This is a genomic window from Comamonas fluminis (assembly GCF_019186805.1).
In the GTDB taxonomy this organism is placed as follows: Bacteria; Pseudomonadota; Gammaproteobacteria; order Burkholderiales; family Burkholderiaceae_C; genus Comamonas; species Comamonas fluminis.
Genome location: NZ_CP066783.1, coordinates 3,264,605 through 3,291,151 on the forward strand (window position 1 = coordinate 3,264,605; position 26,547 = coordinate 3,291,151).

Annotated in this window: 26 protein-coding genes; 16 read left to right on the forward strand and 10 right to left on the reverse strand. The window is 59.3% G+C overall.

All coding sequences use genetic code 11. The features are described from left to right. Positions 1-29 precede the first annotated feature (29 nt). Positions 30-1,097: a ribosome biogenesis GTPase YlqF gene (gene ylqF / locus JDW18_RS15185; protein ID WP_246609957.1), complete on the reverse strand. Its 1,068-nt coding sequence runs from the start codon at positions 1,095-1,097 to the stop codon at positions 30-32. A 158-nt stretch (positions 1,098-1,255) separates the two neighbouring features. Between ylqF and JDW18_RS15190 the strand changes: the two genes are divergently transcribed. Both JDW18_RS15190 and JDW18_RS15195 read left to right on the forward strand, forming a co-directional pair. Then, positions 1,256-1,480, forward strand: a complete 225-nt coding sequence (locus JDW18_RS15190; RefSeq protein WP_218240236.1) for a hypothetical protein — start codon at positions 1,256-1,258, stop codon at positions 1,478-1,480. Further along, positions 1,477-1,695 carry an oxidoreductase-like domain-containing protein gene (locus JDW18_RS15195; RefSeq protein WP_218240237.1) on the forward strand — a complete coding sequence of 73 codons (219 nt, stop codon included), beginning with the start codon at positions 1,477-1,479 and terminating at the stop codon, positions 1,693-1,695. The genes JDW18_RS15190 and JDW18_RS15195 overlap by 4 nt, the downstream gene beginning before the upstream one ends. 14 nt (positions 1,696-1,709) lie before the next feature. On the opposite strand, the gene JDW18_RS15200 is transcribed toward JDW18_RS15195, so the two are convergent. The 3 genes from JDW18_RS15200 to JDW18_RS15210 all read right to left on the reverse strand — a co-directional run bounded on the left by JDW18_RS15200 (position 1,710) and on the right by JDW18_RS15210 (position 6,241). Further along, positions 1,710-3,377 carry a methyl-accepting chemotaxis protein gene (locus JDW18_RS15200; protein WP_246609960.1) on the reverse strand — a complete coding sequence of 556 codons (1,668 nt, stop codon included), beginning with the start codon at positions 3,375-3,377 and terminating at the stop codon, positions 1,710-1,712. A gap of 150 nt (positions 3,378-3,527) precedes the next feature. After that, on the reverse strand, positions 3,528-5,054 hold the full coding sequence (gene gshA, locus JDW18_RS15205; protein ID WP_218240239.1) for a glutamate--cysteine ligase: 1,527 nt from the start codon (positions 5,052-5,054) through the stop codon (positions 3,528-3,530). A gap of 275 nt (positions 5,055-5,329) precedes the next feature. Beyond that, positions 5,330-6,241, reverse strand: coding sequence for an SDR family NAD(P)-dependent oxidoreductase (locus JDW18_RS15210; protein ID WP_218240240.1), 912 nt, complete (start codon positions 6,239-6,241; stop codon positions 5,330-5,332). Positions 6,242-6,970: 729 nt separating this feature from the next. On the opposite strand from JDW18_RS15210, the gene JDW18_RS15215 reads away from it, so the two are divergent. The 10 genes from JDW18_RS15215 to tolA all read left to right on the forward strand — a co-directional run bounded on the left by JDW18_RS15215 (position 6,971) and on the right by tolA (position 14,851). Beyond that, positions 6,971-7,270 (forward strand): 2Fe-2S iron-sulfur cluster-binding protein, encoded by a 300-nt coding sequence (locus tag JDW18_RS15215; RefSeq protein ID WP_218240241.1) that lies wholly within the window; start codon positions 6,971-6,973, stop codon positions 7,268-7,270. 341 nt (positions 7,271-7,611) lie between these two features. Next, entirely contained in the window at positions 7,612-8,733 is a 1,122-nt protein-coding gene (gene ribBA / locus JDW18_RS15220) for a bifunctional 3,4-dihydroxy-2-butanone-4-phosphate synthase/GTP cyclohydrolase II (RefSeq protein WP_218240242.1), read from the forward strand. Between the two features lie 15 nt (positions 8,734-8,748). Next, complete coding sequence (ribH, locus tag JDW18_RS15225; protein WP_218240243.1) at positions 8,749-9,222, forward strand: 6,7-dimethyl-8-ribityllumazine synthase; 474 nt, start codon at positions 8,749-8,751, stop codon at positions 9,220-9,222. Further along, complete coding sequence (nusB, locus tag JDW18_RS15230) at positions 9,215-9,751, forward strand: transcription antitermination factor NusB (protein WP_218240244.1); 537 nt, start codon at positions 9,215-9,217, stop codon at positions 9,749-9,751. The genes ribH and nusB overlap by 8 nt, the downstream gene beginning before the upstream one ends. A gap of 92 nt (positions 9,752-9,843) precedes the next feature. After that, on the forward strand, positions 9,844-10,620 hold the full coding sequence (locus tag JDW18_RS15235; RefSeq protein ID WP_218240245.1) for a DUF1963 domain-containing protein: 777 nt from the start codon (positions 9,844-9,846) through the stop codon (positions 10,618-10,620). A gap of 14 nt (positions 10,621-10,634) precedes the next feature. Then, positions 10,635-11,828, forward strand: a complete 1,194-nt coding sequence (locus JDW18_RS15240; RefSeq protein ID WP_218240246.1) for a pyridoxal phosphate-dependent aminotransferase — start codon at positions 10,635-10,637, stop codon at positions 11,826-11,828. Between the two features lie 6 nt (positions 11,829-11,834). Continuing rightward, complete coding sequence (gene ybgC / locus JDW18_RS15245) at positions 11,835-12,251, forward strand: tol-pal system-associated acyl-CoA thioesterase (RefSeq protein WP_218240247.1); 417 nt, start codon at positions 11,835-11,837, stop codon at positions 12,249-12,251. Beyond that, positions 12,248-12,949, forward strand: a complete 702-nt coding sequence (tolQ, locus tag JDW18_RS15250) for a protein TolQ (RefSeq protein ID WP_218240248.1) — start codon at positions 12,248-12,250, stop codon at positions 12,947-12,949. Before ybgC ends, tolQ begins: the two co-directional genes overlap by 4 nt. A 153-nt stretch (positions 12,950-13,102) precedes the next feature. Next, entirely contained in the window at positions 13,103-13,537 is a 435-nt protein-coding gene (locus tag JDW18_RS15255; protein WP_218240249.1) for an ExbD/TolR family protein, read from the forward strand. Between the two features lie 69 nt (positions 13,538-13,606). Then, on the forward strand, positions 13,607-14,851 hold the full coding sequence (gene tolA / locus JDW18_RS15260; protein ID WP_218240250.1) for a cell envelope integrity protein TolA: 1,245 nt from the start codon (positions 13,607-13,609) through the stop codon (positions 14,849-14,851). Between the two features lie 135 nt (positions 14,852-14,986). Here the strand turns inward: tolA and JDW18_RS15265 are convergent, their stop codons facing one another. Together JDW18_RS15265 and JDW18_RS15270 are read right to left on the reverse strand one after the other, a co-directional pair. After that, positions 14,987-16,348, reverse strand: coding sequence for a DUF1329 domain-containing protein (locus JDW18_RS15265; RefSeq protein ID WP_218243930.1), 1,362 nt, complete (start codon positions 16,346-16,348; stop codon positions 14,987-14,989). 273 nt (positions 16,349-16,621) lie between these two features. Then, complete coding sequence (locus JDW18_RS15270) at positions 16,622-17,380, reverse strand: sulfite exporter TauE/SafE family protein (protein ID WP_218243931.1); 759 nt, start codon at positions 17,378-17,380, stop codon at positions 16,622-16,624. Positions 17,381-17,548: 168 nt separating this feature from the next. On the opposite strand from JDW18_RS15270, the gene JDW18_RS15275 reads away from it, so the two are divergent. Continuing rightward, positions 17,549-18,466 (forward strand): LysR family transcriptional regulator, encoded by a 918-nt coding sequence (locus tag JDW18_RS15275; RefSeq protein ID WP_218243932.1) that lies wholly within the window; start codon positions 17,549-17,551, stop codon positions 18,464-18,466. A gap of 29 nt (positions 18,467-18,495) precedes the next feature. Here the strand turns inward: JDW18_RS15275 and JDW18_RS15280 are convergent, their stop codons facing one another. Both JDW18_RS15280 and JDW18_RS15285 read right to left on the reverse strand, forming a co-directional pair. Further along, positions 18,496-18,762, reverse strand: coding sequence for a hypothetical protein (locus tag JDW18_RS15280; RefSeq protein ID WP_218240251.1), 267 nt, complete (start codon positions 18,760-18,762; stop codon positions 18,496-18,498). 171 nt (positions 18,763-18,933) lie between these two features. After that, positions 18,934-19,335, reverse strand: coding sequence for a hypothetical protein (locus JDW18_RS15285; RefSeq protein ID WP_218240252.1), 402 nt, complete (start codon positions 19,333-19,335; stop codon positions 18,934-18,936). Positions 19,336-19,608: 273 nt separating this feature from the next. Here JDW18_RS15285 and trhP point away from each other — a divergent pair, with 273 nt between their 5' ends. Beyond that, positions 19,609-20,997 carry a prephenate-dependent tRNA uridine(34) hydroxylase TrhP gene (gene trhP, locus JDW18_RS15290; protein ID WP_218240253.1) on the forward strand — a complete coding sequence of 463 codons (1,389 nt, stop codon included), beginning with the start codon at positions 19,609-19,611 and terminating at the stop codon, positions 20,995-20,997. A 138-nt stretch (positions 20,998-21,135) separates the two neighbouring features. Further along, a complete protein-coding gene (locus JDW18_RS15295) occupies positions 21,136-21,996 on the forward strand; it encodes a plasmid replication/partition related protein (RefSeq protein ID WP_218240254.1) in 861 nt (286 codons plus the stop codon). Positions 21,997-22,249: 253 nt separating this feature from the next. Here the strand turns inward: JDW18_RS15295 and JDW18_RS15300 are convergent, their stop codons facing one another. Together JDW18_RS15300 and JDW18_RS15305 are read right to left on the reverse strand one after the other, a co-directional pair. Then, complete coding sequence (locus JDW18_RS15300; protein ID WP_218240255.1) at positions 22,250-22,735, reverse strand: hypothetical protein; 486 nt, start codon at positions 22,733-22,735, stop codon at positions 22,250-22,252. A gap of 606 nt (positions 22,736-23,341) precedes the next feature. Next, positions 23,342-24,265 carry an IS5-like element ISAav2 family transposase gene (locus tag JDW18_RS15305; protein WP_218240256.1) on the reverse strand — a complete coding sequence of 308 codons (924 nt, stop codon included), beginning with the start codon at positions 24,263-24,265 and terminating at the stop codon, positions 23,342-23,344. Positions 24,266-24,378: 113 nt separating this feature from the next. Here JDW18_RS15305 and JDW18_RS15310 point away from each other — a divergent pair, with 113 nt between their 5' ends. After that, positions 24,379-26,544 (forward strand): TonB-dependent receptor plug domain-containing protein, encoded by a 2,166-nt coding sequence (locus JDW18_RS15310; protein WP_218240257.1) that lies wholly within the window; start codon positions 24,379-24,381, stop codon positions 26,542-26,544. The last annotated feature ends 3 nt before the right edge of the window (positions 26,545-26,547 follow it).

Sequence of the window (26,547 nt, forward strand, 5' to 3'; positions counted from 1 at the left end):
CAGCCCTTCACACAGGGATATATGGGGGATCAGCGCTTGGGGCCAGCCGGCTTGGCGGCGCTTTTCGCGGTGCCCTGAGCACCGGATTTGGCCGCAGTTTTTGCAGCAGCCTTGGCTGGTGCGGGCTTCTTGACCCCGCCATCCTCGCGCGGCGGGCGCGGTGCGCGATTTTTCTTGCGGGCTGCGGCCAGCGCATCTTTCTTGGCCTGGCGCTCAGCATCTTTTTGCTGGCCGGCTGCCAGCCAGACCTCAAACTCGGCCGGTGTCTCCAGCGTGATGCGGCCCAGAATGGCATCACGGAAATCAGTGAGCACCAGCTCTGCCGCCTTTTGCAGATTCACACGGCCACCGCTCATCACTGCGCCGCGCTTTTTGCCAATCAGGGTCAGCAGTTCATCATCATGCAGCGCCGCGATTTCCTCGGCACTCAGGCCCAACTTGTAGCGCGCTTCCAGCATGGGGGCGTAATGCTTTTGCAGATACAGCAGCAGCTCCAGCACCACCAGCTCTTCATCGTAGGCATTGCGGCCCACGGCGCCGCTGGCAGCCAGATTGAAGCCGCTTTTTTCCACAATGATGCGCGGCCACAGCATGCCGGGCGTATCCCACAGATAGAAGTCGTCGGCCAGCACAATGCGCTGCTCTATCTTGGTGATGCCCGCTTCGTTGCCTGTCTTGGCCTGGGTCTTGCCGCTCATGGAGTTAATGAGCGTGGACTTACCCACGTTAGGCACTCCGCAGATCAGCACGCGCATGGGCTTGGCCATGCCGCCACGCGTGGGCGCCAGCAGCTTGCACTGCTCAATCAGGCGCTTGGTGGGCGCGGGCTCGGAAGCATCAAGCGCAATGGCACGGGTTTCGCTCTGGGCGTTGTACCAGTCCATCCAGGCTTTGGTGTGCACCGGGTCGGCCAGATCCTGCTTGTTGAGAATCTTCAGGCGCGGTTTGTGGCCCGTCATTTCCTGCAGCAGCGGGTTGGCGCTGGAGCCCGGCAGGCGCGCATCCAGCACCTCGATGACCACGTCGATTTCCTTGACGCGCTCGGTGATGGCCTGACGCGTCAAATGCATGTGACCGGGAAACCATTGGATGGCCATAAGCGGAAATCTTTCTTTTGTAGGGCTGCAGGAGCTGCGCGACATAGAGAGCACAGAAGCCACATGGGCTACTGCACCACCTCAAACACCCTCTATCTCGCTAATTTCAGGGCCGAAAGCATAATCGCCCTTCGCGTTTCTGACCCGTCTGCCTCACTATGCCCCTGCCTTCCGCCCCCAAAAAGTCCAAATCCAGCAATGAAATCCTGATCAAGGGCATGACGATTGCGCTGATTGGCGTCATTATTTTGCTGGCACCGGTCTTCAAGCCCGAAAGCGGCGTTGGCCAGCTGTTTGCCCAGTCTTATCTGGTGGGCTGGTTTGCACTGGTCCTGGGCCTGGCATTTATCGGGCAGCACCTGTTCAAGCGCTTCAAGAAATGAGCGATTCCGACTTGCAGCAACCGCTGGCTCAGGCCCGCAGCCAGATTGCGCTGTGGCAGGGCCGCGCCGCCGCTGCAGGCCGCACGCTGCGCAATCCCCCGCCCGAGCCCACCAGCTGCTGCGGGCGTGGCTGCAATGGCTGTGTGTGGGAAGGCTATTACGGCGCACTGGGCTTCTGGCTGGAAGATGCCGCCGAGGCGCTGGCCAGCAACTGAGCCAGCCCCGGCGTTCAAGCCATTTCAGCCTCCAGCCTAGGCTGTTCATTGGCAAGCGCTTTGTTTTTCATAGCAAACACCTGCTGCTGCACCTGTGCCTGGGCCTCTGCTTGTGCGTATTCGCTGATGCGAAAGCGCCCCGCCCCCGCCTCCAGTCTTTGCGCCTGGGTAAACAGCTCTTGCGCTGCGGCGCTGGATTCAGCCACCAGCCCCGCGTTCTGGCTGGTCATATGGTCCAGCGCCTGAACGGCCTCGCTGATCTGGGCAATGCCCTGATTCTGAGCCTGAGCCGCTTCGGTAATCGAGGCGATCAAACCGCTGACCGTCTGCACATCACGCACGATGTGCTCCATGCGCTGGCCAGCCTGCAGCGCCAGCGTCTGCCCGGACTTCATCTGCCGGGTGGAGTTCTCCATGAGCTGGCGAATCTGCTTGGCCGCTTCGCTGCTGCGCTGGGCCAGTTCGCGCACCTCGGCCGCGACAACAGCAAAGCCCCGGCCCTGTGATCCTGCACGCGCAGCCTCTACGGCGGCATTCAGGGCCAGGATATTGGTCTGAAACGCGATGCCATCAATCACACCCACAATCGCGGCAACCTGCTGGTTGCTTTGCGCCATCTGCTGCATATTGCTGACCACCTGCTGCACCACGGTGCCGCCGCTTTCTGCCGCCTCGGCCGCGCTGCGCGCACTGTGATCGGCGTGACGGGCGCTGTCAGCCGATTGAATAACCAGCGTCACCATGCTCTCTATGCTGCCCACCGTGGCCTTGAGCTGATCGGAAGCCTGCGCCGTGCGCTCAGAAAGATCGCTGTTGTCCTGCGCCATCTGGCTGGAGGCGGCGGCGACGGCTTCCACACCGCCCTGCACCTCTCCCACCAGCGTGCGCAGTTGCTGCGTCATCTGCGCCAGCGCCTGCATCAGCTGGCCCGGTTCATCGCGCCGCTGCGCCGCATCGGTGGCGGGCGCGTAGCTCAGATCACCTGCCGCAATGGTCTGCGCCAGCTGCACCGCCTGCGCCAGCGGCGTGGTGATGGAGCGAATGGTGGCCAGCGACAGCAGCGCGCCCAGCAGCCCCATGAAAGCGCCCACACCCACCGCCATGCGCTTGGCCATGGCGCTCTGGGTCTGTGCCTGCTGCTCGGCCTGCTGGCGCTGCTGCTGCTGCGCGGCAATGAAGGCATCCTGCGCTTGCACATAGCGTTTGGCAGCAGGCGTCAGTTGGTCATCCACCAGTTTTTGCGCCTCCCAGGCCTTGCCCAGGTCACGCGCCTGATAGGCTTGTTCGTAGATGGACAGCACGGCCTTGCGCTCTTTTTCCACGCGTGCCAGGCCGCTTTGATCGACCTCGCTCTGCGCACCAGCCAGCACCTGCTGCTGCAGACCGTCCGCCTGCTGCATCAGCGCCCGCGCTTTTTGCGAGAGCTGGGCAATCAGGTGCTCTTCTGAGGAGAGCACGCTGGCCAGCGCGGCTTCCACGCTTTGCAGCGTCAAGCCCTGCCAGCGCAGCGCCAGATTGATGCGCTGATCTGTGGCCTGCACGGCCGCGCCCACGCGCTGCTCCACACTTTGCAAATAGCTGAACAGGCCACCGGCCACCAGCACACAGCACAGCAGCAGGCCCAGGAACAAGGCCCACATTTTTCGGGCCACCGAGAGATTCTGAAATTGTTTCAAAGACATGCTCACACCGTCCATCACGCACGGGCTCTTGTGGCGCCCGCAGGTGGTTACGATATGAAACACTGATGACAGTGTCGTGACAGCCCGCCTAATAAAAAAAGCGCCTGCAGCCCAATGGATGCAAGCGCTTTCAGCTATCAACTTTATGAATTACAGCAGGCTAGCCGGGTCCATATACCGCTGGCGCCACTCCTCAAAAGTCAGGGTGTCTGCAGCTTCGATGGCGGACTGCGCCGCAAAAGATTTCTCGCTCATCTGCTCAAAGCGCTGTTGCTGCTCAGCCGTCCAGGGCATGGCCAGCAAGGCGTCGCGCGACTTGGCGGACTGCGCTGTCATGAATTCGATGAAACGGTTGCCATAAGGGCCGGTCAGCTGCTCCAGCACATGGGCCGAGGGCGTGGTCTGTGCGCCGCTCACGCGGTCCAGCGCCTGCTGCAGCGCTGCGCTGTAGTCGCCACAGCCATGCGCCGCATCCAGCGCCTGGGCATAGGGCTTGCACTGCTGCAGCACTTCCTGCGCCCAGTCCGTCAGCAGCACCTGCTGGCCGTTACGCGCCAGCGTCAGGCCCGGCTCGCGCCCCTGCTCTGCCGCCAGATGCTGGTTGTGCTTGAGGTCGGCAATTTCCTGCGGGGTGTCAGGCGGGCTGTCCGTGTGCAGGCAATGCAGCAAAAAGACATCGATCATGCGCATGGTGGCCGGGGCGATGCCCACGGTCTCGAAGGGATCGATATCCATGAGGCGCACTTCCACATACTCCACACCGCGCTCGCGCAGCGCGTGCAGCGGGCGCTCGCCGCTCTTCACAGTGCGCTTGGGGCGGATGGTGCCGTAGAACTCGTTTTCAATCTGTAGCAGGCCGGTGCCCAGCTGGTTGTAATCGCCGCCAGGGTTCTTCACGCCCAGCTGCTCATACGCAGGATAGGGACGCGTCAGCGCTTCGTGCAGGGAATCGGCATAGCCGTCCAGCCCGTTGTAGCTGACATTGATGCTGGACTGCGCATCGCTCTGATAGCCCAGACGGCCCATGCGCAGCGACGTGGCGTAGGGCAGATACAGCGCATCCTTGCCATCGCCCAGCTTTTGCAGGCGGTGCTCGCGCCCCTCGACAAAGCAGGGGCACAGCGCGGGCGATGCGCCATACAGGTACAGCAGCACAAAGGCGTTGCGGCGGAAATTGCGAATCAGCGCAAAGTATTCATCGCTGCTGACACCGGGCAGCGACCAGTTGTAGTGAATGCCGGAGATGGTCTGCATGCGGCGGCCATAGCGGTGGCCCAGACCCATGCGATAGACGCTCTTGGAGCGGCCAGAGTGCGAGCTGCCATAGCGGCCCAGCGGAATCGTTTCATCAATGGGCAGCCGGCAGGGCATGCTGGAATTCCACATCAGCTCGCCGCTCTCGCTGAGATTGCGCAGCACGAACTGATGGACTTCAGTCAGCTCATCCAGGCATTCCTGCACGCCCAGACGTGCGCCGGTGATGAGTTCCAGCTGCGACTCGCTGTAGTCGGTGGTGATATGGGGATGGGTCAGAGCCGAGCCCAGCACCGAAGGGTGCGGAGTCAGCGCCAGAGACCCATTGGCCAGTGAGCGCAGTCCCTCTTTCTCAATCCCACGACGGATGCCCAGCAGCCTTTCGGCAGAGGGCATGTTCATGGCAGCCTGCGATGTCTTCATTCTTGTTTACCTTGTGTTGAAGACGCTAAAGACAAACTTTGTCTGCCCGGATGCGCCCAGACGGCGAATCATAGAGAAACACGGCGAAACGCGATGTGCGCCGTCCGCTTAACCACGTTTTTTGGCCTGTTGTAGGCGTATAGCCTCCAAAATGCGCCAGAAAACTGTCAGATTCAGAAGGCATCAGAGGGTGAGCAAATGCCCACATCCAGCAAACAAAAAGCCCTCGTCAGAGGGCTTGTTCAAGTCGTGCTAGCAGGCACCGAAGCGCAGCATCAGTGACCGTGGGCCTTCATCGCCTTGCCCACTTCCACCTGGCCTTGCACCCCGCCGCTTCCAGGAACCTGATCGCCTTCACGGGCCGTAACTTCCGCCAGGCGTGCAGCCAGCGCTTCGGGCACTGCATCGCCCATGCCCAGATAAATGCCTTCCGTCATGGTGATATTGGCCGCCTCAAAGCCACCAGCACCTGCACACAGAATGGTGCGCGTGGGTGCGCCCTCGTGGGCCAGCACCAGCATGGCGGGCACCACCGCCTCGGGCTTGAGCGCTTCCAGCACAGGCTCTGGCAGCAGGCCTGCCGTCATGCGCGTGGCGGCTGTGGGCGCCAGGGCGTTGACGCGAATATCGTGCTTGGCGCCTTCAATGGCCAGGGTCTGCATCAGGCCCACCTGCGCCAGCTTGGCGGCGCCGTAGTTGGCCTGGCCAAAGTTGCCATACAAACCGGTGGACGAAGTCGTCATCACGATGCGGCCATAGTTCTGCGCCTGCATATGCGGCCACACGGCCTTGCAGCAGTTGGCCGCGCCCATCAGGTGCACATCAACGACCAAGCGGAAGTCAGCCATGTCCATCTTGGCAAAGCTCTTGTCGCGCAGAATGCCCGCGTTGTTGACCAGAATGTCCACCCGGCCCCAGGTATCAACGGCCTGCTGCACCATGGCCTGCACGGCCTCGAAGTCAGTGACCGAAGCGGCGTTGGCAATGGCCTCGCCACCGGCTGCACGAATCTCATCAACCACCTTCTGCGCTGCCGTCGCCGAGCTGCCCGAGCCATCCACCGCGCCACCCAGATCGTTGACCACCACCTTGGCGCCGCGCTGCGCCAGCGCCAGCGCATGCAAACGCCCCAGGCCGCCGCCCGCACCGGTCACGATGGCCACACGGCCTTGAAAATCCATTGCCATGATGTCTAGCTCCTTGCTCTGTGCATTGATGCAATTCACTGTAAGCGCTGCATGCTGCAGTGCAACGTAGCTTTGGTGACTCATTCGGGTAAATCTGGAGCAACGACTATTAATTCAGGAGCACCAAGCGCCTATCCATCATTGACTATGAATTGATTGAACTACTAATTGAATGCATGGCAAGCGCATACAGCTCATGTATTCATAGCAATTAAATTTCATGCACAGCCGATGTGCTTTTCCCCATTTTTTCGCTACAAGCCTGTGGACAAGCTTGAATAGCCTCTGCAATGCAAAAGCAAGTATTTGATTTTATTAACATTAATTTAATTGATGATTTTTTAGGCACCACCACTCATATCCGGTCAACTTATCCTGAGTCCCGTTGAACAAGCTTGTGAACAACTTCATTGTGAAGATGAATAATCAATACAAGTCTTTGATTTCAAATGATTTAATTATTTACGCTTATTTTTTAAGCACAAAAAAGCCAAAAAACCGCCACCAAGCCATCCACAGGGCCGCCAGCGCACTCGCCAGGAATTACCCCCATTTCTGCTGAACAAGCATGTGGACAAACTGCCCCCGGGCAGATGTAAACGCTGCAAGTCCTTGTTTTGTAAAGAATCACCTCCGAGTGATTAAAAAACAGGCAAGCCACGCAAGCACCACGGCCTTGGCAAAGCCGTTACAAACACGGGTTTTGCATGTCTTGAACATCCCAGCCCCATGTCCAACGATTCCCCTTTTGCCCCACCTTTTTTCATTGCCAAATGCGAGCCCAGCGGCCAGCAGGTTGACGCCTGGGCAGACCAGTCGCTGCTTGATTCGCTGGAGAGCGGTGGCGTGAACTGGCCCAGTTCCTGCCGCAACGGCACCTGCCGCACCTGCCTGGGGCAGATGGTCTCGGGCACTGTGCATTACGACATTGAATGGCCGGGCCTGACGCCCGAAGAAAAGGCCGAGGGCTATGTGCTGCCCTGCTGCGCCTATCCGGACAGCGACATCGTGCTCAAAGACGCCATCTGAAATAGATTTCTCCTGGCAACATCGCAGCGAGACGCTGGGGGCACCTGTGCTCTTGCTTACTGCTTCTGAGGCGCATCGCGCCAGTTCACACCGCAGCGCTTTGCACTGGATCATGGTTTCAGGGGCAACTGGAGCGACGAAAGCCCACACTGCAATAGAATGAGCACTTTCCGCAAGGCCCTGCCCTGCCGAAAGCGGCTCTGCTCTGGCGGACTCCCGCCTTACACGTTCTTTGGAAGTCCTGCCAGCGCCCTTTGGCGACGCTGGCAATGCCTCACTGGTGCGTGCAAGCGCCAGCCGCTGACTGCAATGCATCGCAATCACGTCCAAGAAGGCAATCCATGAACAGTTCCCTCCAACCCGTGCCCATCTCCCCGGTCGAAGACATCGTGGCGGAAATGCGCGCCGGCCGCATGGTCGTGCTCGTTGACGAAGAAGATCGCGAAAACGAAGGCGATCTGGTTCTGGCCTCGGACCATGTCACGCCCGAAGCCATTAACTTCATGGCCCGTTTTGGACGTGGCCTGATCTGCCTGACGCTGACCCGCGAGCGCTGCGAATTCCTCAAGCTGCCCCCCATGGCTGCGCGCAATGGCACGGTGTACAGCACGGCTTTCACCATCTCCATTGAAGCTGCCGAGGGCGTGACCACCGGTATCTCCGCCGCTGACCGTGCCCGCACCATTCAGGTTGCCGTGAACAAGGACAGCCAGCCCACCGACCTGGTGCAGCCCGGCCATGTCTTCCCCCTGCAGGCCGTGGATGGCGGCGTGCTGATGCGCGCAGGTCACACGGAAGCGGGTTGCGATCTGGCGGCGCTGGCCGGCTGCTCGCCTTCTTCCGTGATCTGCGAGATCATGAAGGACGACGGCACCATGGCCCGCCTGCCTGATCTGCAACTGTTCTGCGCCGAGCACGGCATCAAGATCGGCACCATTGCCGACCTGATCGAATACCGCAGCCGCAACGAGTCGCTGCTGCAAAAAGTGGGCAGCCGCCCCATGCAGACAGCCCACGGCGAATTCATCGCCCACGCTTTCCGCGATGTGCCCAGCGGCTCCGTGCATCTGGCACTGGTCAAGGGCGAATGGCAGACCAACACCACCATCCCTGTGCGCGTGCACGAGCCGCTGTCGGTGCTGGATGTGCTGGAAGTGGGTCGTAACCAGCACTCCTGGTGCCTGGACGAAAGCCTGCAATACATTGCCAAGAATGGCCAGGGCGTGGCCGTGCTGCTCAACTGCAGCGAATCGGGCGAGCAACTGCTGACCCAGTTCGAGGGCAAAGCCCGCTCGGCCCAGGCGCCTGAGCGCGGCCGCATGGACCTGCGCACCTACGGTGTGGGCGCACAGATTCTGCGGGAACTGGGCGTGAGCAAAATGCATCTGATGGGCCAGCCCCGCCGCATGCCCAGCATGGCCGGTTATGGCCTGGAAATCACGGGTTACATCCCCAAAGAATAAGAGACGGAAAACACTATGCAGAACGCAGAAAAAGGCCAAGGCCAGAACATGAACGGTGCCGCATTGAAGATCGGCATCGTGCAGGCGCGCTTCAACGAAAGCATTACCAACACCCTGTTTGCTTCCTGCCGCGACGAGCTGCTGAAGCTGGGTGTGAAGTCCGAGAATATCGACCATGTCACAGTCCCCGGCGCCTTGGAAGTGCCCGTGGCACTGCAGACACTGGCCGACACCGATCAGTACGACGCCCTGGTGGCGCTGGGCTGCATCATCCGTGGCGAGACATACCACTTTGAGCTGGTAGCCAATGAATCGGGCGCAGGCGTGACACGCCTTGCCCTGGACTACCGCCTGCCGATCGCCAACGCGATCATCACCACAGAAAACATCGAGCAAGCCATTGCCCGCCAGGTTGACAAGGGTCGCGATGCCGCCCAGGTCGCCGTGGAAATGGCCAATCTGCTCAACTCCTACGACGATCATGAGTGAAGAACAATCCAGCGAGTCCGGCTCGCGCCGCCCGCCCCAGAAACGCACCGGTCTGACCAGCACCGGCGCACGCAAGGCAGGCTCCAAATCCAACCGCAGCCGTGCACGCGAATTCGCGCTGCAAGGTCTGTATCAGCACATCGTGGGCCGCAACGAAATCCTGGAGATCGACCGCTTTACGCGTGATCTGGCAGGTTTTCACAAGGCAGACGTGGTGCACTACGACGCATTGCTGCGCGGCTGCGCCGAAAACGAAGCCGCACTGGATGCGCTGATCACACCCAAGCTGGACCGCGGCCTGAGCGAAATCTCGCCCATCGAGCATGCCTGCATGTGGATTGGCGTGTATGAGTTCCAGAACTGCCCCGATGTGCCCTGGCGCGTTGTGCTCAATGAGTGCATCGAGCTGGCCAAGGAATTTGGCGGCACCGACGGCCACAAGTATGTGAACGCCGTGCTCAACGGTCTGGCCCCCGAACTGCGCGCCACTGAAGTCGCGCACGACCGCGCCAAGAACCAGGCGCAATGATTGAAGCGGGCTGACGCAGCCTGCTTCAACAGGCGGGCCCAGCCCCGCCTGACACCCACTCACCCGCCCCCAACGGCAGGCGCAAGGACCGCATGGACTCCTCTCGTCAAGCATCTCTGGCCCCCAGCCCCGAGCTGACTCCTGACCTCGCTCAGGAGCTGGCGCCTTGGCTCGCGCTCAACACCAGCGCCTGCTGTGTGCTGGAAGTCGGTGGCTTCAGGCCCACAGGCGATCCTGCGGCCTCACATTTCGGGCTACCTCCACTGATGAAGCCTGAGGAAACCTGGCCGCTGGACAGCGCGGACCAGCCCATGCAGTTCATTGCCCAGCTCAATCTGGCCCAAGCCCCCTGGCGCCCGGATGCTCTCAAAGACGCAGCAATGCTGCAGTTCTTTGTGGGTGAAAAATTCATAGAAAGCAGTTGCGCACCCGAGACCTGGGCCATACGACTGCGCGCAGATCTTGCAGGCCTCGTGCCGCGCCAGCAACCACCCTTTCGTGATGATGCATGGATAGGCAAGGGCTTTGAAGCCCGCTGGCTGCAGCCGCAGCAAGATCACCCTTGCTATGACGACTCCAGCATGCGCCTTCCCGAAGGCATGGAAGACTTTCCCGAGGAGGCCCACGGCCTGTGCTCGGGCCGCACCAAGCTGGGCGGCTATGCAAAAAGCCTGCAGCACGAGATTGCTTTTCTGCGCCCGGTTCAGGATGAAGACGGCAACTGGCTGCCCTCTTCCGATGAGCCCGAATACCTGCTGCAAATCGACAGCGAAGGCAAAGCCGGCCTGAACTGGGTGGATGGCGGCATCGTCTATCTGGGTCGCAATCCCACCACCGGCCAGTGGTCGGTGCACTGTCAGTTTTATTGAGAGAACATTGCTTCATGTCCGTGATTGAGCTTTCCCAGCGCGCCCAGCGCATCGAGCCGTTTTATGTGATGGAGATGGCCAAGCACGCGCAGGAAGTGGCACGCCAGTCCAGCGCCAGCGGCTCGCCCATGATCTATCTGAACATTGGCGAACCTGAATTCAGCGCCCCGCCGCTGGTGCAACAGGCGGCCGAGCGCGCCATTCGCGATGGCCGCACGCAGTACACACAGGCTCCCGGCCTGCCCGAGCTGCGCGAAAAAATCAGCGCCTGGTACGCCAGCCGCTTTGGTGTGGACGTGCCAGCGCGCCGCATCATCATCACCGCCGGTGCTTCGGCGGCGCTGCAGCTGGCATGTCTGGCACTGATCAACCCGGGCGACGAAGTGCTGATGCCCGACCCCAGCTACCCCTGCAACCGCCACTTTGTCTCGGCGGCAGAAGGCAAGGCGGTACTGATTCCATCGTCGGCGGCAGAGCGCTTTCAGCTCAGCGCCGCCAAGGTGCAGGCCGCCTGGGGCCCGCACACACGTGGTGTGATGCTGGCTTCGCCATCCAACCCCACGGGCACATCCATTGCGCCCGACGAACTGCGCCGCATTCACGAAGTGGTGCGCGCCAAGGGTGGGCTGACCATCGTCGATGAAATCTATCTGGGCCTGTCGCACGACGAGGCCTTTGGCAAATCCGCGCTGGAACTGGGCGAGGACATCATCTCCATCAACAGCTTCAGCAAGTACTTCAATATGACGGGCTGGCGTCTGGGTTGGATGGTGGTGCCGGAGTCTCTGGTCGCCCCCATCGAGATGCTGGCCCAGCATCTGTTCATCTGCGCCAGCACGGTGTCGCAATACGCGGCGCTGGCCTGCTTTGAGCCAGAGAGCATTGCCGAATACGAGCGCCGCCGCGCCGAATTCAAGGCCCGCCGCGACTATTTCATTCCAGCACTGGAATCGATTGGTCTGCCCGTACCTGTCAAACCCGATGGCGCTTTCTACGCCTGGGCTGACTGCCGCGCCGCAGCGGAAAAGCTGGGCGTCAAGGGCAGCTGGGACTTTGCCTATGCCGTGATGAATCGGGCCCATCTGGCCATCACACCCGGCCGTGACTTTGGCCAGGCCGAGACCGCCAACTATGTGCGCTTTTCTACAGCCAACTCCATGGAGCAGTTGCAGGAAGCCATTGCACGCCTGAAGAAGCTCCTAGGCTAACCGACCATGGCCTTTGAGTTCCCCATCAGGGTGTATTGGGAAGACACCGACGCCGGTGGCGTTGTCTTCTACGCCAACTACCTCAAGTTCTTCGAGCGCGCCCGCACCGAGTGGCTGCGCTCTCTGGGCATTGCCCAGCAGCAATTGCGGGAACAAACCGGCGGCATCTTTGTCGTAACTTCAGCGCAGCTGGAATATCTGCGCCCTGCCCGGCTGGATGACCAACTCATTGTTACCGCCAGCCTGCAAAGTTCTGGCCGTGCTTCGCTCACAATTGCGCAGCAAGCACTGCTAGTGAATACTGACAATCAACCCGATGGGCCCACGCTGCTGTGCGAGGGCTCCATCCGCATTGGGTGGGTGGATGGCAAGACCATGCGCCCCACGAGAATTCCAACCGATATCCTGGAGCAACTTTCATGAACTCCCAAGACATGTCCATCCTCAGCCTCGTCATGCAGGCCAGCTGGGTGGTACAACTGGTCATGCTGATTCTGGTGATCGCCTCGATCGCCAGCTGGGCCACCATCTTCCGCAAGGCGCAGACTTTGAAGCGGGTGCGCTCGCTCAATGACAACTTTGAGCAGGACTTCTGGTCCGGTACCAGCCTCAACGACCTCTACACCACCGCCACGCAAAACGCCAAGAGCGGTGGTCCCATGGAGCGTATTTTTGCCAGCGGCATGCGCGAATACCAGAAGCTGCGCGAGCGCCGCATTGGCGATGTCGCCACGCTGATGGACGGCACACGCCGCGCCATGCGAGCGAGCTTTCAGCGCGAGCTCGACGAGATCGAGTCCGGCCTGTCATTCCTGGGCACCGTGGCTTCGGTCTCTCCGTATGTGGGCCTGTTCGGCACGGTCTGGGGCGTGATGCACGCCTTCACCGGCTTTGCCAATATGGAACAGATCACACTGGCCACCGTGGCCCCCGGCATTGCCGAAGCGCTGGTGGCCACCGCCATGGGTCTGTTTGCCGCCATTCCCGCTGTGACTGCCTACAACCGCTACGCCCACAATATCGACCGCATTGCCAGCCAGGAAGAGACCTTCATCGAGGAGTTCTCCAACATCTTGCAGCGCAATGTGGGAGCTACCGGCTCCTCGGCATCCGGCCACTGAAATGAAACACCCCCTGAGTCGCTTCGCGCCATCCCCCTTGAAGGGGGACCACACCCTCGCTACGGGGCGGCCCTTGCTTGGTGTCTCCGAGTTGAGCCTTGCCCAGCCATACCTGCTGCGCACTGAGCAAACTATCTGTAAGGAGAGTGATCCATGCCAGCCATGAGTTCACGCGGTGGTCGCAACCGCCGCACCGTCAACGAAATCAATATGGTGCCCTTCATCGACGTGATGCTGGTGCTGCTCATCATCTTCATGGTGACAGCGCCCATGCTCACGCCCGGCTCCATCAATGTGCCAAGCGCCGGCAAGTCCTCGCGCCCGCCCACCAAGAACATTGCCTATGTGATGCTGGACAAGGATGGCAGCGTCCAGTTCAAGAACGGCAGCAACACACAGACCATCAAGCTCGATGAGCTCAAGGGCATTGCCGAGTCCTGGCAGCAAGGCCAGAGCGAAGACAGTGCCATTCAGATCGTGGCGGACAAGGGTCTGCCATTTGATGACGTCATGAAGGCCCACACCACCTTGTCCAAAGCAGGTGTGAAACGCATTGCCTTTGGCGTTGTTTCCTCATCCAGCAACTGACCCCATTCATGAAGCACTGCCCCGGGTTGCGCTGCCGCAGCTGCAGCCCCGGCAGTCCACCAATTCACCATGCCTAACCAGCAAGATCACGACCAGTTTGCACCGCCGCCCAGCAAGGGCCGGGCGCGCTCCTGGTCGCTCGCTCTGGCCGCGCACGGGCTGCTGATTGCCGCCCTGCTATGGACAGTGCGCCCACCTAAAGAAGCCGACGAAGCCATGGTCGAGGCTGAGGTCTGGAGCAGCTCGGCCCCTGCCTCGGCAGCAGCCGTCACCCCGCCTCCGCCCGCTCCTGCCCCCGATCCCTCGCCCGAGCCCGCACCAGCGCCCGAGCCACCTCCTCCACCTCCTGCGCCGGAACCCGTGGTAGCCCCCGTGCCGCCTCCTGCGCCCGCGCCCAAGCCACAGGCCCATGACGATGACCATGAGGCCGAGATAGCGCTGGCCAAAAAGAAGAAGCTGGAGCAGCAGAAAAAGGAAAAGGCCGAGCAGGAAGCCCGTGAGCAGCGCGAGAAAGAGCGCAAGGAAGAGCGTGAGAAGGAACGCAAGGAAAAGGCCGAAAAAGAGAAGGCTGAAAAGGCGCACCAGGAAAAGCTGGATAAGCAAAAGGCCGAAAAAGCGGAAAAGGCAGAGAAGGCCGAGAAGGAACGCAAGGAAAAGATCGAGCACGAGAAAAAGGAAAAAGCCGAGAAAGCCGCCAAGGACAAGGCTGAAAAAGCAGCCAAGGAAAAAGCGGAAAAGGCCGAGAAGGAAAAAGCCGAGAAAGCGGAGAAAGAGAAAGCCGAGAAGGCCGAAAAAGCGGCCAAGGACAAGGCTGACAAAGAAAAGGCCGAAAAGGACAAAGCCGCAAAAGAAAAGGCTGCCAAGGACGCCAAGGAAAAAGCCGCCAAGGATGCCAAGGCAGCCGATGACCGTCGCAAGGCCGAACTGGCTCGCCTGCAAGGTCTGGCTGGCAGCGCAGGCGGCGCTGGTGGCTCCGGCGGTAGCGACCACAGCGGAAGCGGCGGCAGCCGCAGCGGTGGTGCAGGCAGCAGCGCAAGCGGCGGCCCATCTGCGGGTTACGGCGCGAAAGTCGCAGCCAAGGTCAAGCCCAACATCGTCTATCCCGATGCCATCAGCGGCAACCCGCGTGCCGAGGTTCGCGTGCGCACAGCGCCAGACGGCACCATCACGGGTGCGACGATTTCCAAGTCCAGCGGCAACGCGGCCTGGGATGAAGCCGTGGTCCGCGCTCTGCACAAGACGGACAAGCTGCCACGCGATATCGACGGCAAAGTGCCATCCGAGCTGGTCATTGGATTCAGACCCCAGGACTGATGCACTGACGCAGGCAGGCAACTATGAAAAACATAGCTGCCTGCACAATACAGAAAAGGGCTTGAAGGATAAAAACCTTCAAGCCCTTTGTTTTGGCAAGTGCAGCCTGTCGCTGCCAGCTGCTACCTGCCGTTTTTAGTTACCTGCGCTGCGCGCCGCTGCAGGTGTGAACATGGAAGCGTTCAGGTCACCCTTGTTGAGGATGGGGCCCACAGGACGCTCCTGGAACAGGTTGTAGGCCACATAGGAGCCGGACAGCAGGTCGTGATAGAAGCTGGTGCCAGCCTGCCAGACCTTGGAGTCAAAGCCGTAGTAGTGATTGATCACCGCCTGCTGCCACAGCTGACCACGGGTGTCGTAGTAATCGCTCATCGCAGCCTGGCCGGTGTCTTCGTCCAGGAACAGCACGCGCTTGCCGTAAATGTGACGGTAGCCTTCCTTGAGCGTAGCCTCCAGCACCCAGACGCGGCGCAGCTCATAGCGCGTGAAGTCCGGATTTTCGTGGCCGGGCTTGAGCAGGTCTGCGTACTTCACGGTGTTGGCGTGAATCTTGTAGGCATTGGCGGGAATGAAGATTTCCTTCTTGCCCAGATTCTTCCAGTTGTAGCGCTCTGGCGAGCCGTTGAACAGGCGGTCCGAGTCAATCGTCATCTTGCCGCTGGTGCCAATCATGGGCTGGTCAAAGCCGAATTCAGGCACCTGGCGCACACGGCGTGTACCGGGGTCGTAGTTCCAGGCCAGGCGCTTGTCCTTGCCAAAGTTCACAGGCTCGGCATTCACGTTCACCCCGCCCTTGTCGCGCTCTGGCAGCAAGGTGCGGTTCATACCCTGCGACATCAGTCCTTCCATCGGCTTGCCCGCATTGGATGGATGGTTCATCGTCGAGTACGCATAGTTGTCGGCGCGCGCCCAGACAGGGGTGCCATCGGCCATCACATTGACGTTGTCACGCAAGGTGTGATCGGTGTAGGTGCGGTAGGGAAACAGGTTGTTGAATGCCAGCTCCAGACCGCTCTTGGGGAATGGGAAAGGCATGGAGCCATTGACAGCGGTCACGCCCATGCCATCGGCATTCAGCGTTGCATCCTGCGCATTCTTGCGGGCCGATTCACAGACATGATCGGGATAGCGGAAATCACGATGCCCCGTATAGACTGGAATGCGATAGGTCTTGGGATAGACCTTGAACATACCTTTTTGCCCATCAGTCAGCTTGTCTGCGTACTGAGCCATGTTCTCTGCCGTGATGGTGAACAGCGGCTTTTCATTGGCATAGGGGTCCACCGGATGCTTGCCTTCATGGGGTGGGTAGTTGATGCCGGGCGGCGTGCCCAGCCATTTGCCCGTGTACTCCGGCACACCGCTGGCGGTACCCGCTTTTTCAGCGCCCACGCAGGTGTAGGTTTTGCCAATTTTTTCCAGCTCCTCGGGAGTTGCCTTGGCCAGAGCGGCACCTGCCATCAAACCCGCCACCACTGGAATCACGATTTTCTGCATACCCATCTTGTCTAGTCTCCTTCGCCCGAACGGCGCTCGGGGGCTTTGAACCCTGTCGATGAAAATTTGCTGCGGCTGCGCGTATTCACGACAACCTGTACCAATCAAGGATTCACGCTCGGCAGCTATGACCGACTCAAACGCAAACAGCTATTGATAACGACTTCATTCTTGGATTCCGGCTCAGCCCACCCATCGTCTGAACGAACTAGGCGCATTCCCCAAACCCAGCATTCATGCGGGTTTCAGAGCAATTCAACCCTTTAGGAAGGCTTACAAACACAGGTAAACACCTAGGAGCAAAAAGCTCAGCATCAGCACTTTCTTGAAGCGTGCAGGCGAGAGTTTCTGCCGCAGCAACTCCCCGCAGTACATGCCGGCCAATGCCGGTATCAGCATCAATGCCGATGCCAGCAACCCGGGCACCCAGCCGCTGCCTTCTGCGCCCAGGCCTTGGCCCGACCAGAGCAAACCTGCCCCCAATGCCAGTGTTGAAGTGGTAAAGCACAGGCCCATGGCTTGCATCAATGCACCTCGCGCCAGCCCCAGAGACTGCAAAAACGACACGGCAGGAACAACGAACACACCCGTCAGCGCAGTAATGCCCCCCGTCAGCAAACCACACAAGGCCCCCAGCCAGCCCTGATGGTGCGGAGGAATCTGCCAGCTTCGGCCCCACAGCCCCCAAAGGCCATAGGCCACCAGCGCCAGCCCCAGCGCCAATCTGGCCGCAGGCAAACTGCCCACGCCACCCCATAGCGCCATACCGCCCAGCGTGCCCAGCACAATGCCCAGTTGCATCCACCCCAGGCGCCCCAGCAAGGCCCGCAAACCCGACACTGGCCGCATCTGCACCAGATTAGTCACCAGCGATGGCAGCAGCAACAGCGCGGCCGCCTGTGCGGGTGGCATGAACAGCGCCAGCAAAGCCATCGAAACCGTTGGCAAGCCCAGCCCAACAACGCCTTTGACCAGGCCCGCCACACCAAACACGGCAATCGCCACCGCAGCCATCCAGCCTTCATTCCACATCATTAACCCTTCGCTTTATCCATATCTTTAAAGAACTCGGCAGCATCAAAAAATCTGCCGAACACTTCATAATCAGGTGATACAAGCCCACTGACTATCGGGATTCTTTAAACACAGACTTAGGTAAAAATGAAGTCTAAAAACCGACCGCAGACACTCTCATCCACCATGCGCTTTGACCTGACCGATCTACAGCTGTTTGTTCATGTTCTGGACTGCGGCACGCTGACCGCTGCCGCGCAGCGCAGCCACCTCACCCTGGCATCGGCCAGCGAGCGTGTGCGCGGCATGGAGGAACTACTGGGCTGCGCCCTGCTGGTGCGCAAAGCACGCGGGGTGCAGCCCACGGCGGCCGGCCACACGCTGGGCCAGCATGCGCGCCAGGTGCTGGCGCAAATGCAGCAGCTGCGCGGCGCGATGGGAGAGTTTGGCGCCGGTCTGGCCGGACAGATTCGCCTGTGTGGCAATACCTCGGCAGTGCGTGAACACCTGCCGCTGGCGGTCGGCGGCTTTTTGCTGCAGCACCCTCAAATTGCACTGGAGTTGCAGGAATGCACCAGCAGCGAGGTCCTGCGTGCTGTGCGTGAAGGCCTGTGTGATATCGGTGTGGCTGCCGCGCCAGAAGATGCCGCTTTGCTGACCGGCCTGCACTGCCAGCCCTGGCGTGCCGACCCACTGGTCGCCGTCCTGCCGCTTGGGCATCGGCTAGCCGCACAGGTGTCCGTGATGCTTGAAGACTTGTTAGACGAAAACTGGATGGGCCTGCCGCGGGACTCCGCCCTGCAGCAATTGCTGCAAAAACAGGCCATGCAACTCAGCGGCCAGTGGCTGCGCACCCAGGTACAACTGCCACACTTTGAAGGGCTATGCCAGCTGGTAGGGCAAGGGGTGGGAATTGCCGTGCTGCCGCTGGCCGCTGTGCGGCGCCACGCAGTCAGCACAGGAGTAGTGGCCGTGCCGCTGGCGGACGGGTGGGCGCAGCGGCAGTTGCTGCTGTGCACTGCGGCCCCTGCCGAGCCGCCCTTGCCCGTGCGCCAACTACGTGCGCATTTGTGTGCAGTGGTTGGTGTAGCTGCCTCAGCGTGAAACGCTATTGCAGCAACACCACCCGCGCCTCACTTCTTCTTGAGCTCTCCCACCATGGGCATCACCAGAGTGCCGTCGTCCTTGATCGTCAGCAGGGTGACGGTAGCGCCATCTTTTTGCACCTTGACCTTGTTATCTTCAATTTTGTATTCAATCTCCACGCCCATCATCTCCAGCTTATTGCCTTTAAAGGTGAATTCAGCCATTCCCGTGGGATCGGTATAAGTCCCGTCCAGGGTTTTGCCACAGGCCACCAGCAACAAGCTTGTCAAAGCCACGCACAGAATTTTCTTCATTTTTCAATCACTTTCTTGGGTTGATGCCGGACGTGCCCACACGCCCGACGGTTGAGATGCGCAGGCCTGCTTTTGCGGCATCTGCAGCACAGAAGCAGTGCTTAGACTCCAATCGTTGCGCTCGTCACCGATGGTTTCGATGGAGGTATACGCCTTGGTATCGCTTGGTGCTCATTTAGGGCTGAGTCCGGCCTGGCCCTCCTTTTCCAGACGCGCGTCCTCCTTGATTTCTTCCACCCTCTTTTGGTCTTCTGGTTTCAGTTCGGCAAGCTCCAGAACCCCTCCGCTATATCGCGAATCATCTAGTGTCAGAACTTCCTTTGTCACCTCTTTGCTGTTTGGCTGCGTGTATTCGATCACCAGTTTCTTGTCTTCCAGGGTGTATTGAAAATCAAGGGATCGATCCGTCGATATGTTCCAAAAACGCCCTTTATCACGACCGGAAAACTCAAACTGCACAGGAAATTCCCGGTCCATAAACGTCTTGCCCTGTACCTCAAGGGGACCACGGGGTTTGTCTCCGCAAGCAGCCAGCAAAACGGCTACAGCCAATGCGATTAATTGATTTTTCATAGCTGATTTCACTCTCATTACAAACTCGGCATATAGGCTTTTGCAGCGCGAACCGGTGCTATTCAAAATGACTCTCTACGCCTTATCAGCCTTTGTCAGCCTTCATCACCTTGCGCACTCAATCAGACTTTTGTGACGTATCAGCTACTTATTCGTCGCTCAACGCACCGAGGTTCAAAAAATCTGGACCACCAATTGCGTCTGTATGGAACGCACTACGGCTGTCAGACGCTACGCTGGCTGTAGCCACATCAACCCACAGTGAAAAGCGTGATGCAGGACAATACGAGGATCATGACCCTCAAAGCCCCCGAACTGCTGCTGCCTGCCGGCTCGCTCGACAAGATGCGTGCCGCCTATGACTTTGGCGCCGATGCCATCTACGCCGGCCAGCCCCGCTACAGCCTGCGCGCACGCAACAATGAATTCCGCCTGGAGCAGATCGCCCAGGGCATTCAGGAAGCCCATGAGCGCGGCAAGAAGTTCTTTCTGACCAGCAATCTGATTGCGCACAACGACAAGGTGCGCACCTATCTGCGCGACATCGAGCCCATCATTGCCATGAAGCCTGACGCCATGATCATGGCCGACCCCGGCCTCATCATGATGGTCAAGGAAAAGTGGCCCGAGCAGGAAATTCACCTCTCCGTTCAGGCCAACACCACCAACCACGCCACCGTGAAGTTCTGGCAGAAGATGGGCGTCTCGCGCATCATCCTCTCGCGTGAGTTGTCGCTGGACGAGATCGAAAAGATCCGCCAGGAATGCCCCGATATGGAGCTGGAAGTGTTTGTGCACGGCGCGCTGTGCATTGCCTACTCGGGCCGTTGCCTGCTGAGCGGCTACTTCAACCGCCGCGACCCCAACCAGGGCACTTGCACCAACGCCTGCCGCTGGGACTACAAGACGCACGACGCGGCTGTGGACCCCAACACCGGCGAGGCGCTGGGCCAGACCATGGAAAACGGCTTCAACTTTGAAGAAGCCAAGAACGATCTGGACAACCAGTTCACCAGCACCTGCGGCGATCAGAAGCGCCACCCCAAGGCCGATGCCATCTATCTGCTGGAAGAAAAAGGCCGTCCCGGCGAGATGATGCCCATCATGGAAGATGAGCATGGCACCTACATCATGAACTCCAAAGACCTGCGGGCCGTGGAGCATGTGGAGCGCCTGACCAAGATTGGTGTGGATTCGCTCAAGATCGAAGGCCGCACCAAGAGCCTGTACTACGTGGCCCGCACGGCACAGGTCTATCGCCGCGCGATTGACGATGCTGTGGCAGGTCGCCCCTTCAACCCCCATCTGATTACCGAACTGGAAGGCCTGGCCAACCGAGGCTACACCGGCGGCCTGCTGGAGCGCCGTCCCGCCAACGATTACCAGAACTACGAAACAGGCCACAGCGTGCTGCAGCGCAGCCATTTTGTGGGCGCCGTGCGCGGCTACGCCGATGGCATGGCCGAGATCGAGACCATGAACCGCTTTTCTGTGGGTGACACCATTGAGGTCATTCACCCTCAGGGCAATCGCCAGATCAAGCTGGAAAAAATGTTCAACCTCGAAGGCCAGCCCGTCGATGTTGCCCAAGGCAACCCCGTGCGCGTTCGCATTCCCATGGAAGGCCCGGTGGAAGGTGCGCTGATTTCGCGTCTGCTGTAAGCTCTTGCACCATGCTTTCCATCAACGCCCCAACCGCTGGGGCGTTGCTCTTTTTTATATAGCTAATAGCGCTGTTAAATGCTGGGCTACAAGCCTGTTTGACTCTAAAACCTGAATTTCAGCGCTCACACGAACACCATGGAACTCAAGATTGACGAAGGCCTCAAGGCCTATATCGACCCTCTCACCCCGGACGAATACGAATCGCTGGAGCGCAGCATCCTCGCCGAGGGCTGCCGCGACTCACTGGTGGTCTGGGGCGATCTGCTGATTGATGGCCACAACCGCTATGGCATCTGCCAGAAGCACGGCCTGCCCTTCAACACCATCCAGGCCACGCAGTTCAAGAATATGGACGATGTGCACCTGTGGATGATTGACCAGCACCTCGGCCGCCGCAGCGTCTCTGACTTTCAGCGCGGCGTGCTGGCCCTGCGCAAGCGCGAAATCATTGCCGAGCGCCGCGCCGCAGCCGCCGCCGCAGTAAATGCCGCCAAGGCCGCGCAGCCCGCCACGGAAGAGGCACCATGGGAAGGTGACACCGATCCCGTGGTCGCCCAGGCACTGGCCAGCGTGGCCAAGGTGCCCGATGAGGCACTGGACACCCGTGAAGCCCTGGCCCGCGCCGCCCGCCTGTCGGCTGGCCAGGTCAAGATGATCGAAACCATTCAGGAAAAAGCCGCCCCGGAAGTGGTGGCAGCAGTCAAGGCTGGTGAGCTGTCGCTGAATGCCGCAGCCGTGGTTGCCACTCTTCCTGAAGAAGAGCAGCAAGCCGTGGCCGCCGAAGGCGCCGATGCACTCAAGCAAGCTGCCAAGCGCGTGCGCGATGCCAAGAAAAAGCCCAAGGCTGAAAAGCCTGCGGCTGATGAATCCGCAGAAGCAGCACCGCTTGCCAGCGCAGAAGAGCTGCAAGCCCGTGTGACTGAACTGGAAGCCGAAAACGAGCGCCTGCGCATGCAGGTCAAGACCCTGCAGGAACTGCTGGCCGAGCAAGGCTAAGCGCTTTGAGCACGACCCCGCCAAACCAAGCTTTGCGCTTGAGACCAAGCATGTAGCCGCAGACAGTGCATTGGTAAAGCTGCGCGGGGATCACGTTTCAAGAGTGGCTCCACCGGGTTTAAGCCTCATATTGCGGGCACTCAACCCCACACCCTTACAAGCGAGGCAATGCCTCGCTTTTTTACGCCAGCCATTAGGGTCTGAAATTCTCCTGCCTCATGGGCGGGCAGCTGGCACGAAACCCGATGGCGGATTACAGCGCTCTGGATGCACGCTTGAGCGCGTCTGTCAGAAGCAGTTTTCCATTCTGCGGCTCTTCCAGCGTTTCCACATGCATCCAGCGGCCATCTTGCAGATAGACCACGTCATATACGTCATTGAAGTAATGCGCATGTACTTCGCGCACTCCGGCGTGAATCTGCGGTAATTCCAGCGGCTTTCCCGTCTCGGAAATACCAGAAACAGGTTCTGTCACATGGGCAACGGTGAACTGGTCGTTCACAACAGAAAAAGGCCGGGCGGTTTTGGCCATGTCAGAGGTCACCACCACCAGATCAGAATCCATGGGCTGCAAGGTTTTCATTACGTAGGTATCGCCGTGGTCGCCGCTCACCACAACCTGTGTGACTGTGATTTTTGTGCTTTTTTTGACATCCACCACATCTTGCGCCTGCGCTGCAAAGCTCATGGTTGCAGCTGTCAGGCACAGACCTTGAATCCAAAAAGAGAGGCGAAGCATGGAAAAGTCCTTTGAGGCGGTTTGAATAGATACGGCAACGCCCGCCCAGAAGGAAACTCCTCACAAGCTTCTGACCCGGCTAGCAGCTGCTCTTCTTGTTCGATCAGCGACTTGTTTCGGTTCAAAAATTCCCGAGAATTTTTCCCCGATGTTGTATTCAGGAAACTTTGCACTGAGAAAAATATTTTTCCACTTCCGAATACTCATTGAGGACGCATTCAAAAAGAAAAATATCGAACCCAAAGGAATAATCGCAAGTTCTCAAAAAGGCCTTTTGACTTCCGTCAATAGAAAACAGGTGTGTACTCACATAAAGGCCGCTCAATCCATTGGATTGATATATACATTTCCTTTTTGCTCCTTTTTTGCGAAAAGTCTTTTAAGACTTTTCCAGAAGTTCCATTTAAATAATAAAAACTCTGACGGACCTTCATAAAATTCATCACTTACTAGCTGTTACTGGCAGCTAGCCATTTCCACGTATTTCGATGGTGGCCTGAGAGTCCAAACACCGGCATTCGTCAGATACGGGAAACGGCACCCAAGGTGCATGGCTTTGTTGCATAAATCGGCCATAGGCCAAGGCATCCCCAATCCCAAATAGATTTACGCAGCAGCGACTGTCTGGGGCGTGCCCAGAGCGGTAAATTGATTGAGGATTGAAGCTCGGATGTGCAGCTCGGTCACCTGGCGCTCAAACGTCCTGGCCATGACCTTCTCGCCGAGTCGCTTGAAGCAATTCATCTTGGTCTCCACCAGTGACCTTCGGTGGTAGCCGCTCCAGCGTTTCCAGATAGCCCGCCCCAACTGCCTACACGCCTTGACCGCTTCATTGCGGTGAGCAAATGCCAGCCCTTTGCGCAGCTTCGCTCCTTTGCGCGGCGGGATGATTGGAATGGCTCCCCGCAGGTAGCACGCCTTATGTACATCCTGCGTGTCGTACGCCCCATCACCGGTAAAGCTAGCTATCTCTTCATTGCTTGGAATTTGACCTAGCAGGTCTGCTGCCATGGGCGAGTCGCCCACTTCATTGGTTGTTACTGCGATGGCCCGAATCTGCAGTGTCTGGGCATCAATACCCAGATGCACCTTGCGCCACTGGCGGCGGCTCTCGGCACCGTGCTTTTTGGTTTTCCACTCACCTTCGCCCAAGAACTTGATGCCCGTGGAGTCGGCCAGCATGTGCAAGCCTTTGTCACTTGCACGGTAGCGCACCTGCACATCCAAGCTCTTTTGCCTGCGACACACCGTGCTGTAGTCGGGCACTGGCCAATGCAGGCCTGCCATACCCAATAGCGACTCAACCAGGCCCAGTGTCTGGCGCAAGGGCTGGCCAAACAAGCACTTGATGGTCAGGCAAAACTGGATGGCCGCATCTGAGAACTTCTGGCAACGACCACGCTTGCCCGTGGGCCGAGCTAGCCACTGCATATCCCTATCGAGCCAAATGGTCAGCTCACCTCGCGCCTTCAACGCTGCGTTGTAAGCCTTCCAGTTCGTTGTGCGGTACTTCCAGCTCGTCTCTCTCATCTCCCGAGCCTACCTCAGCTGCGACCGGCATTTGTGCAACAACGCCAAGGTGCATCACAAGGCCTGCCGCTTTGCGATGCACTTTTTTATGTTTCCTGCCCTCTCTGTTTACCGTGCCTTCCATTCCCGCTTTCCCTCGCCATCGTCTGGCCCTGCACCTCGGTGCAGCTCTGGCCACCCTGCTTCCCCTGACTGTCCATAGTGCAGAACTTCCCGAAGTCAAAGTCGTAGGGCTGCAAGACTCGGTCATGGACTCCCAGACCACCGTTTACGACCGTGAAGCCCTGACATCCGAAGGCGATGGCACACTGCAGGAATACCTGAGCCGCCAGCCCGGCGTGAGCGTCGATGCCAATGGCTATATCTCGCTGCGCGGTATGGGTGAGGGATATACGCAAGTGATGGTCAATGGCCGCAAAGCCAACTCCGACAATGGCGACGCATCGATTGGCGATATTCCCATGGGCATGATTGAGCGCGTGGAGATTGAGCGCGGATCTTCTGCCAGCGAAAGTGGCACCGCCGTCGCTGGCACGATTCGCATCTTCACCCGCCAGGCCACGGATAAGCCCGAGAACACGGTCAGCGTGCGTGCCGGCTTTTCACCTCAAGGTCAGTTTGATCACTCGGTCTCTCTGTCGCTTGGTGGCAAGCGCGACATGCTGGAGTGGCAGACCAACACCACGCTGCGCCAGCGTGAGTACAAGGTCATCACGTCAACCGTGACGAGCAATGACTATGGCCTGGGCTATGTGTCTGAAGTACGCGATGACAAGGGTGTCAAACAAATTCGAAAAAGCCAGCTCATGCTCACTGGCGAGGTCGCTGTGCGGCCCGATGCCAACAATCGCATCGGCCTGAGCTGGATGGCCAATGTGACGCCCGAGTCTGAGCGCGCACGCAGCAATGTCGACTATCGCTACGACGCGCCCGGCTATGTGGATCACAACACCGAGCAAGCAGGCTGGTACAACCGCATCTCGCCACAATGGGACATCGCTCCCACGCTGAAATGGAATCGCCAGCTCAGCAACGGCGGCAAATTCCAAGCGGAAATCGGCACCCATCAATATGGCGCCACCGAGCGCGAGAACTACTTCAACAACGCCCCTGACTACAGCGGCGAGTACAGCTCACACTACCGCAGCCGCGAGCGCAAATGGCATTCAGCGCTGCGCTTTGATCTGCCGCTGAGCGCAACATCCGTGCTGACGCTGGGTGGCCGTATCGAGCGCGACAAGTTCATCTTCACCGAAATCGAAGATGGTGAGAGCTTCAGCGACACCATGAAGCGCCACACCAATGCCACTTTTGTGCAATGGAACTGGCGCCCCAGCAGTCAGTGGAGTGTGGAAACTGGCTTGCGCCGTGAAGAAATCAAAAACGTGATGCCACCCGACTCGGATCACGCATCCCGCAAAAACAATCTATGGCTGCCCTCTCTCAATATTGCCTGGACACCCAATGCAGACCAGCGTGCCCACCTGGGTCTGGCACGCACCTATCGCAATCCCAAGTTCAAGGAAATGATCCCGGGCTTTTATCGCGACTGGGGTGGCTGGTATCAAAATCCGCTTCTGCAAGGTAATCCTGACCTGAGGCACGAAACCTCTACCGGTCTGGAGCTGGGCTTCACCCAGGCTCTGCGCGATGAGGGCAAACAGGTCGGCAAGCTCAGCGCCAATGTGTTCGCCCGCTCTATCTCCAATGCACTGATTACCGAGCTGTACTCGATACCAAACCCAAAACCCAATCAAAACCAGCCTGTCTTGTGGATTCTGCACTCCATTAACGGACCACGCACGCGTATGCTGGGTCTGGAATTGGGTGCGCAATACGACCTCAAGCACACCGCCTTGCAACTGCCAGTCAACCTCAATGCCAACCTGACTTTGACGGAGACCAAAGTGGCGGACCGCGAATCTCCCGCACGACTGTTCGGACAATCCCCCGCCGTGCTGGATCTGGGCTTTGACGCCCGCACGCAAGGTGGTGGTCTGCCTGATGTCTGGGGCATGAGCGTACGCCTGGAGTCTGGCTACAAAGCCCGAATGAACCCCACCACCATCAGCCAGGTTCGCCCACTGCGCAGCCTGAGCATGCGCGCCATGTGGAAGCTCAACCCCTCCACGCGCCTCAGGGGCACTTTGGGCCAGTTTGGCAATAACTGGCATTCAACCGCAGTGACGCCTGCCGCCCCCTCAGGCGGCACGAGTGAGGTCAGCCTGCGCACCAAGCGCTTCTGGATGGCAGGCCTGATGCTGGAAAAGGACTTCTAAACC

Bases quoted from the DNA above. Each gene is read 5' to 3' on its own strand.
- ylqF (WP_246609957.1), bottom strand. From the start codon at position 1,097: ATGGCCATCCAATGGTTTCCCGGTCACATGCATTTGACGCGTCAGGCC.
- JDW18_RS15190 (WP_218240236.1), top strand. From the start codon at position 1,256: ATGCCCCTGCCTTCCGCCCCCAAAAAGTCCAAATCCAGCAATGAAATC.
- JDW18_RS15195 (WP_218240237.1), top strand. From the start codon at position 1,477: ATGAGCGATTCCGACTTGCAGCAACCGCTGGCTCAGGCCCGCAGCCAG.
- JDW18_RS15200 (WP_246609960.1), bottom strand. From the start codon at position 3,377: ATGTCTTTGAAACAATTTCAGAATCTCTCGGTGGCCCGAAAAATGTGG.
- gshA (WP_218240239.1), bottom strand. From the start codon at position 5,054: ATGAAGACATCGCAGGCTGCCATGAACATGCCCTCTGCCGAAAGGCTG.
- JDW18_RS15210 (WP_218240240.1), bottom strand. From the start codon at position 6,241: ATGGCAATGGATTTTCAAGGCCGTGTGGCCATCGTGACCGGTGCGGGC.
- JDW18_RS15215 (WP_218240241.1), top strand. From the start codon at position 6,971: ATGTCCAACGATTCCCCTTTTGCCCCACCTTTTTTCATTGCCAAATGC.
- ribBA (WP_218240242.1), top strand. From the start codon at position 7,612: ATGAACAGTTCCCTCCAACCCGTGCCCATCTCCCCGGTCGAAGACATC.
- ribH (WP_218240243.1), top strand. From the start codon at position 8,749: ATGCAGAACGCAGAAAAAGGCCAAGGCCAGAACATGAACGGTGCCGCA.
- nusB (WP_218240244.1), top strand. From the start codon at position 9,215: ATGAGTGAAGAACAATCCAGCGAGTCCGGCTCGCGCCGCCCGCCCCAG.
- JDW18_RS15235 (WP_218240245.1), top strand. From the start codon at position 9,844: ATGGACTCCTCTCGTCAAGCATCTCTGGCCCCCAGCCCCGAGCTGACT.
- JDW18_RS15240 (WP_218240246.1), top strand. From the start codon at position 10,635: ATGTCCGTGATTGAGCTTTCCCAGCGCGCCCAGCGCATCGAGCCGTTT.
- ybgC (WP_218240247.1), top strand. From the start codon at position 11,835: ATGGCCTTTGAGTTCCCCATCAGGGTGTATTGGGAAGACACCGACGCC.
- tolQ (WP_218240248.1), top strand. From the start codon at position 12,248: ATGAACTCCCAAGACATGTCCATCCTCAGCCTCGTCATGCAGGCCAGC.
- JDW18_RS15255 (WP_218240249.1), top strand. From the start codon at position 13,103: ATGCCAGCCATGAGTTCACGCGGTGGTCGCAACCGCCGCACCGTCAAC.
- tolA (WP_218240250.1), top strand. From the start codon at position 13,607: ATGCCTAACCAGCAAGATCACGACCAGTTTGCACCGCCGCCCAGCAAG.
- JDW18_RS15265 (WP_218243930.1), bottom strand. From the start codon at position 16,348: ATGCAGAAAATCGTGATTCCAGTGGTGGCGGGTTTGATGGCAGGTGCC.
- JDW18_RS15270 (WP_218243931.1), bottom strand. From the start codon at position 17,380: ATGTGGAATGAAGGCTGGATGGCTGCGGTGGCGATTGCCGTGTTTGGT.
- JDW18_RS15275 (WP_218243932.1), top strand. From the start codon at position 17,549: ATGCGCTTTGACCTGACCGATCTACAGCTGTTTGTTCATGTTCTGGAC.
- JDW18_RS15280 (WP_218240251.1), bottom strand. From the start codon at position 18,762: ATGAAGAAAATTCTGTGCGTGGCTTTGACAAGCTTGTTGCTGGTGGCC.
- JDW18_RS15285 (WP_218240252.1), bottom strand. From the start codon at position 19,335: ATGAAAAATCAATTAATCGCATTGGCTGTAGCCGTTTTGCTGGCTGCT.
- trhP (WP_218240253.1), top strand. From the start codon at position 19,609: ATGCAGGACAATACGAGGATCATGACCCTCAAAGCCCCCGAACTGCTG.
- JDW18_RS15295 (WP_218240254.1), top strand. From the start codon at position 21,136: ATGGAACTCAAGATTGACGAAGGCCTCAAGGCCTATATCGACCCTCTC.
- JDW18_RS15300 (WP_218240255.1), bottom strand. From the start codon at position 22,735: ATGCTTCGCCTCTCTTTTTGGATTCAAGGTCTGTGCCTGACAGCTGCA.
- JDW18_RS15305 (WP_218240256.1), bottom strand. From the start codon at position 24,265: ATGAGAGAGACGAGCTGGAAGTACCGCACAACGAACTGGAAGGCTTAC.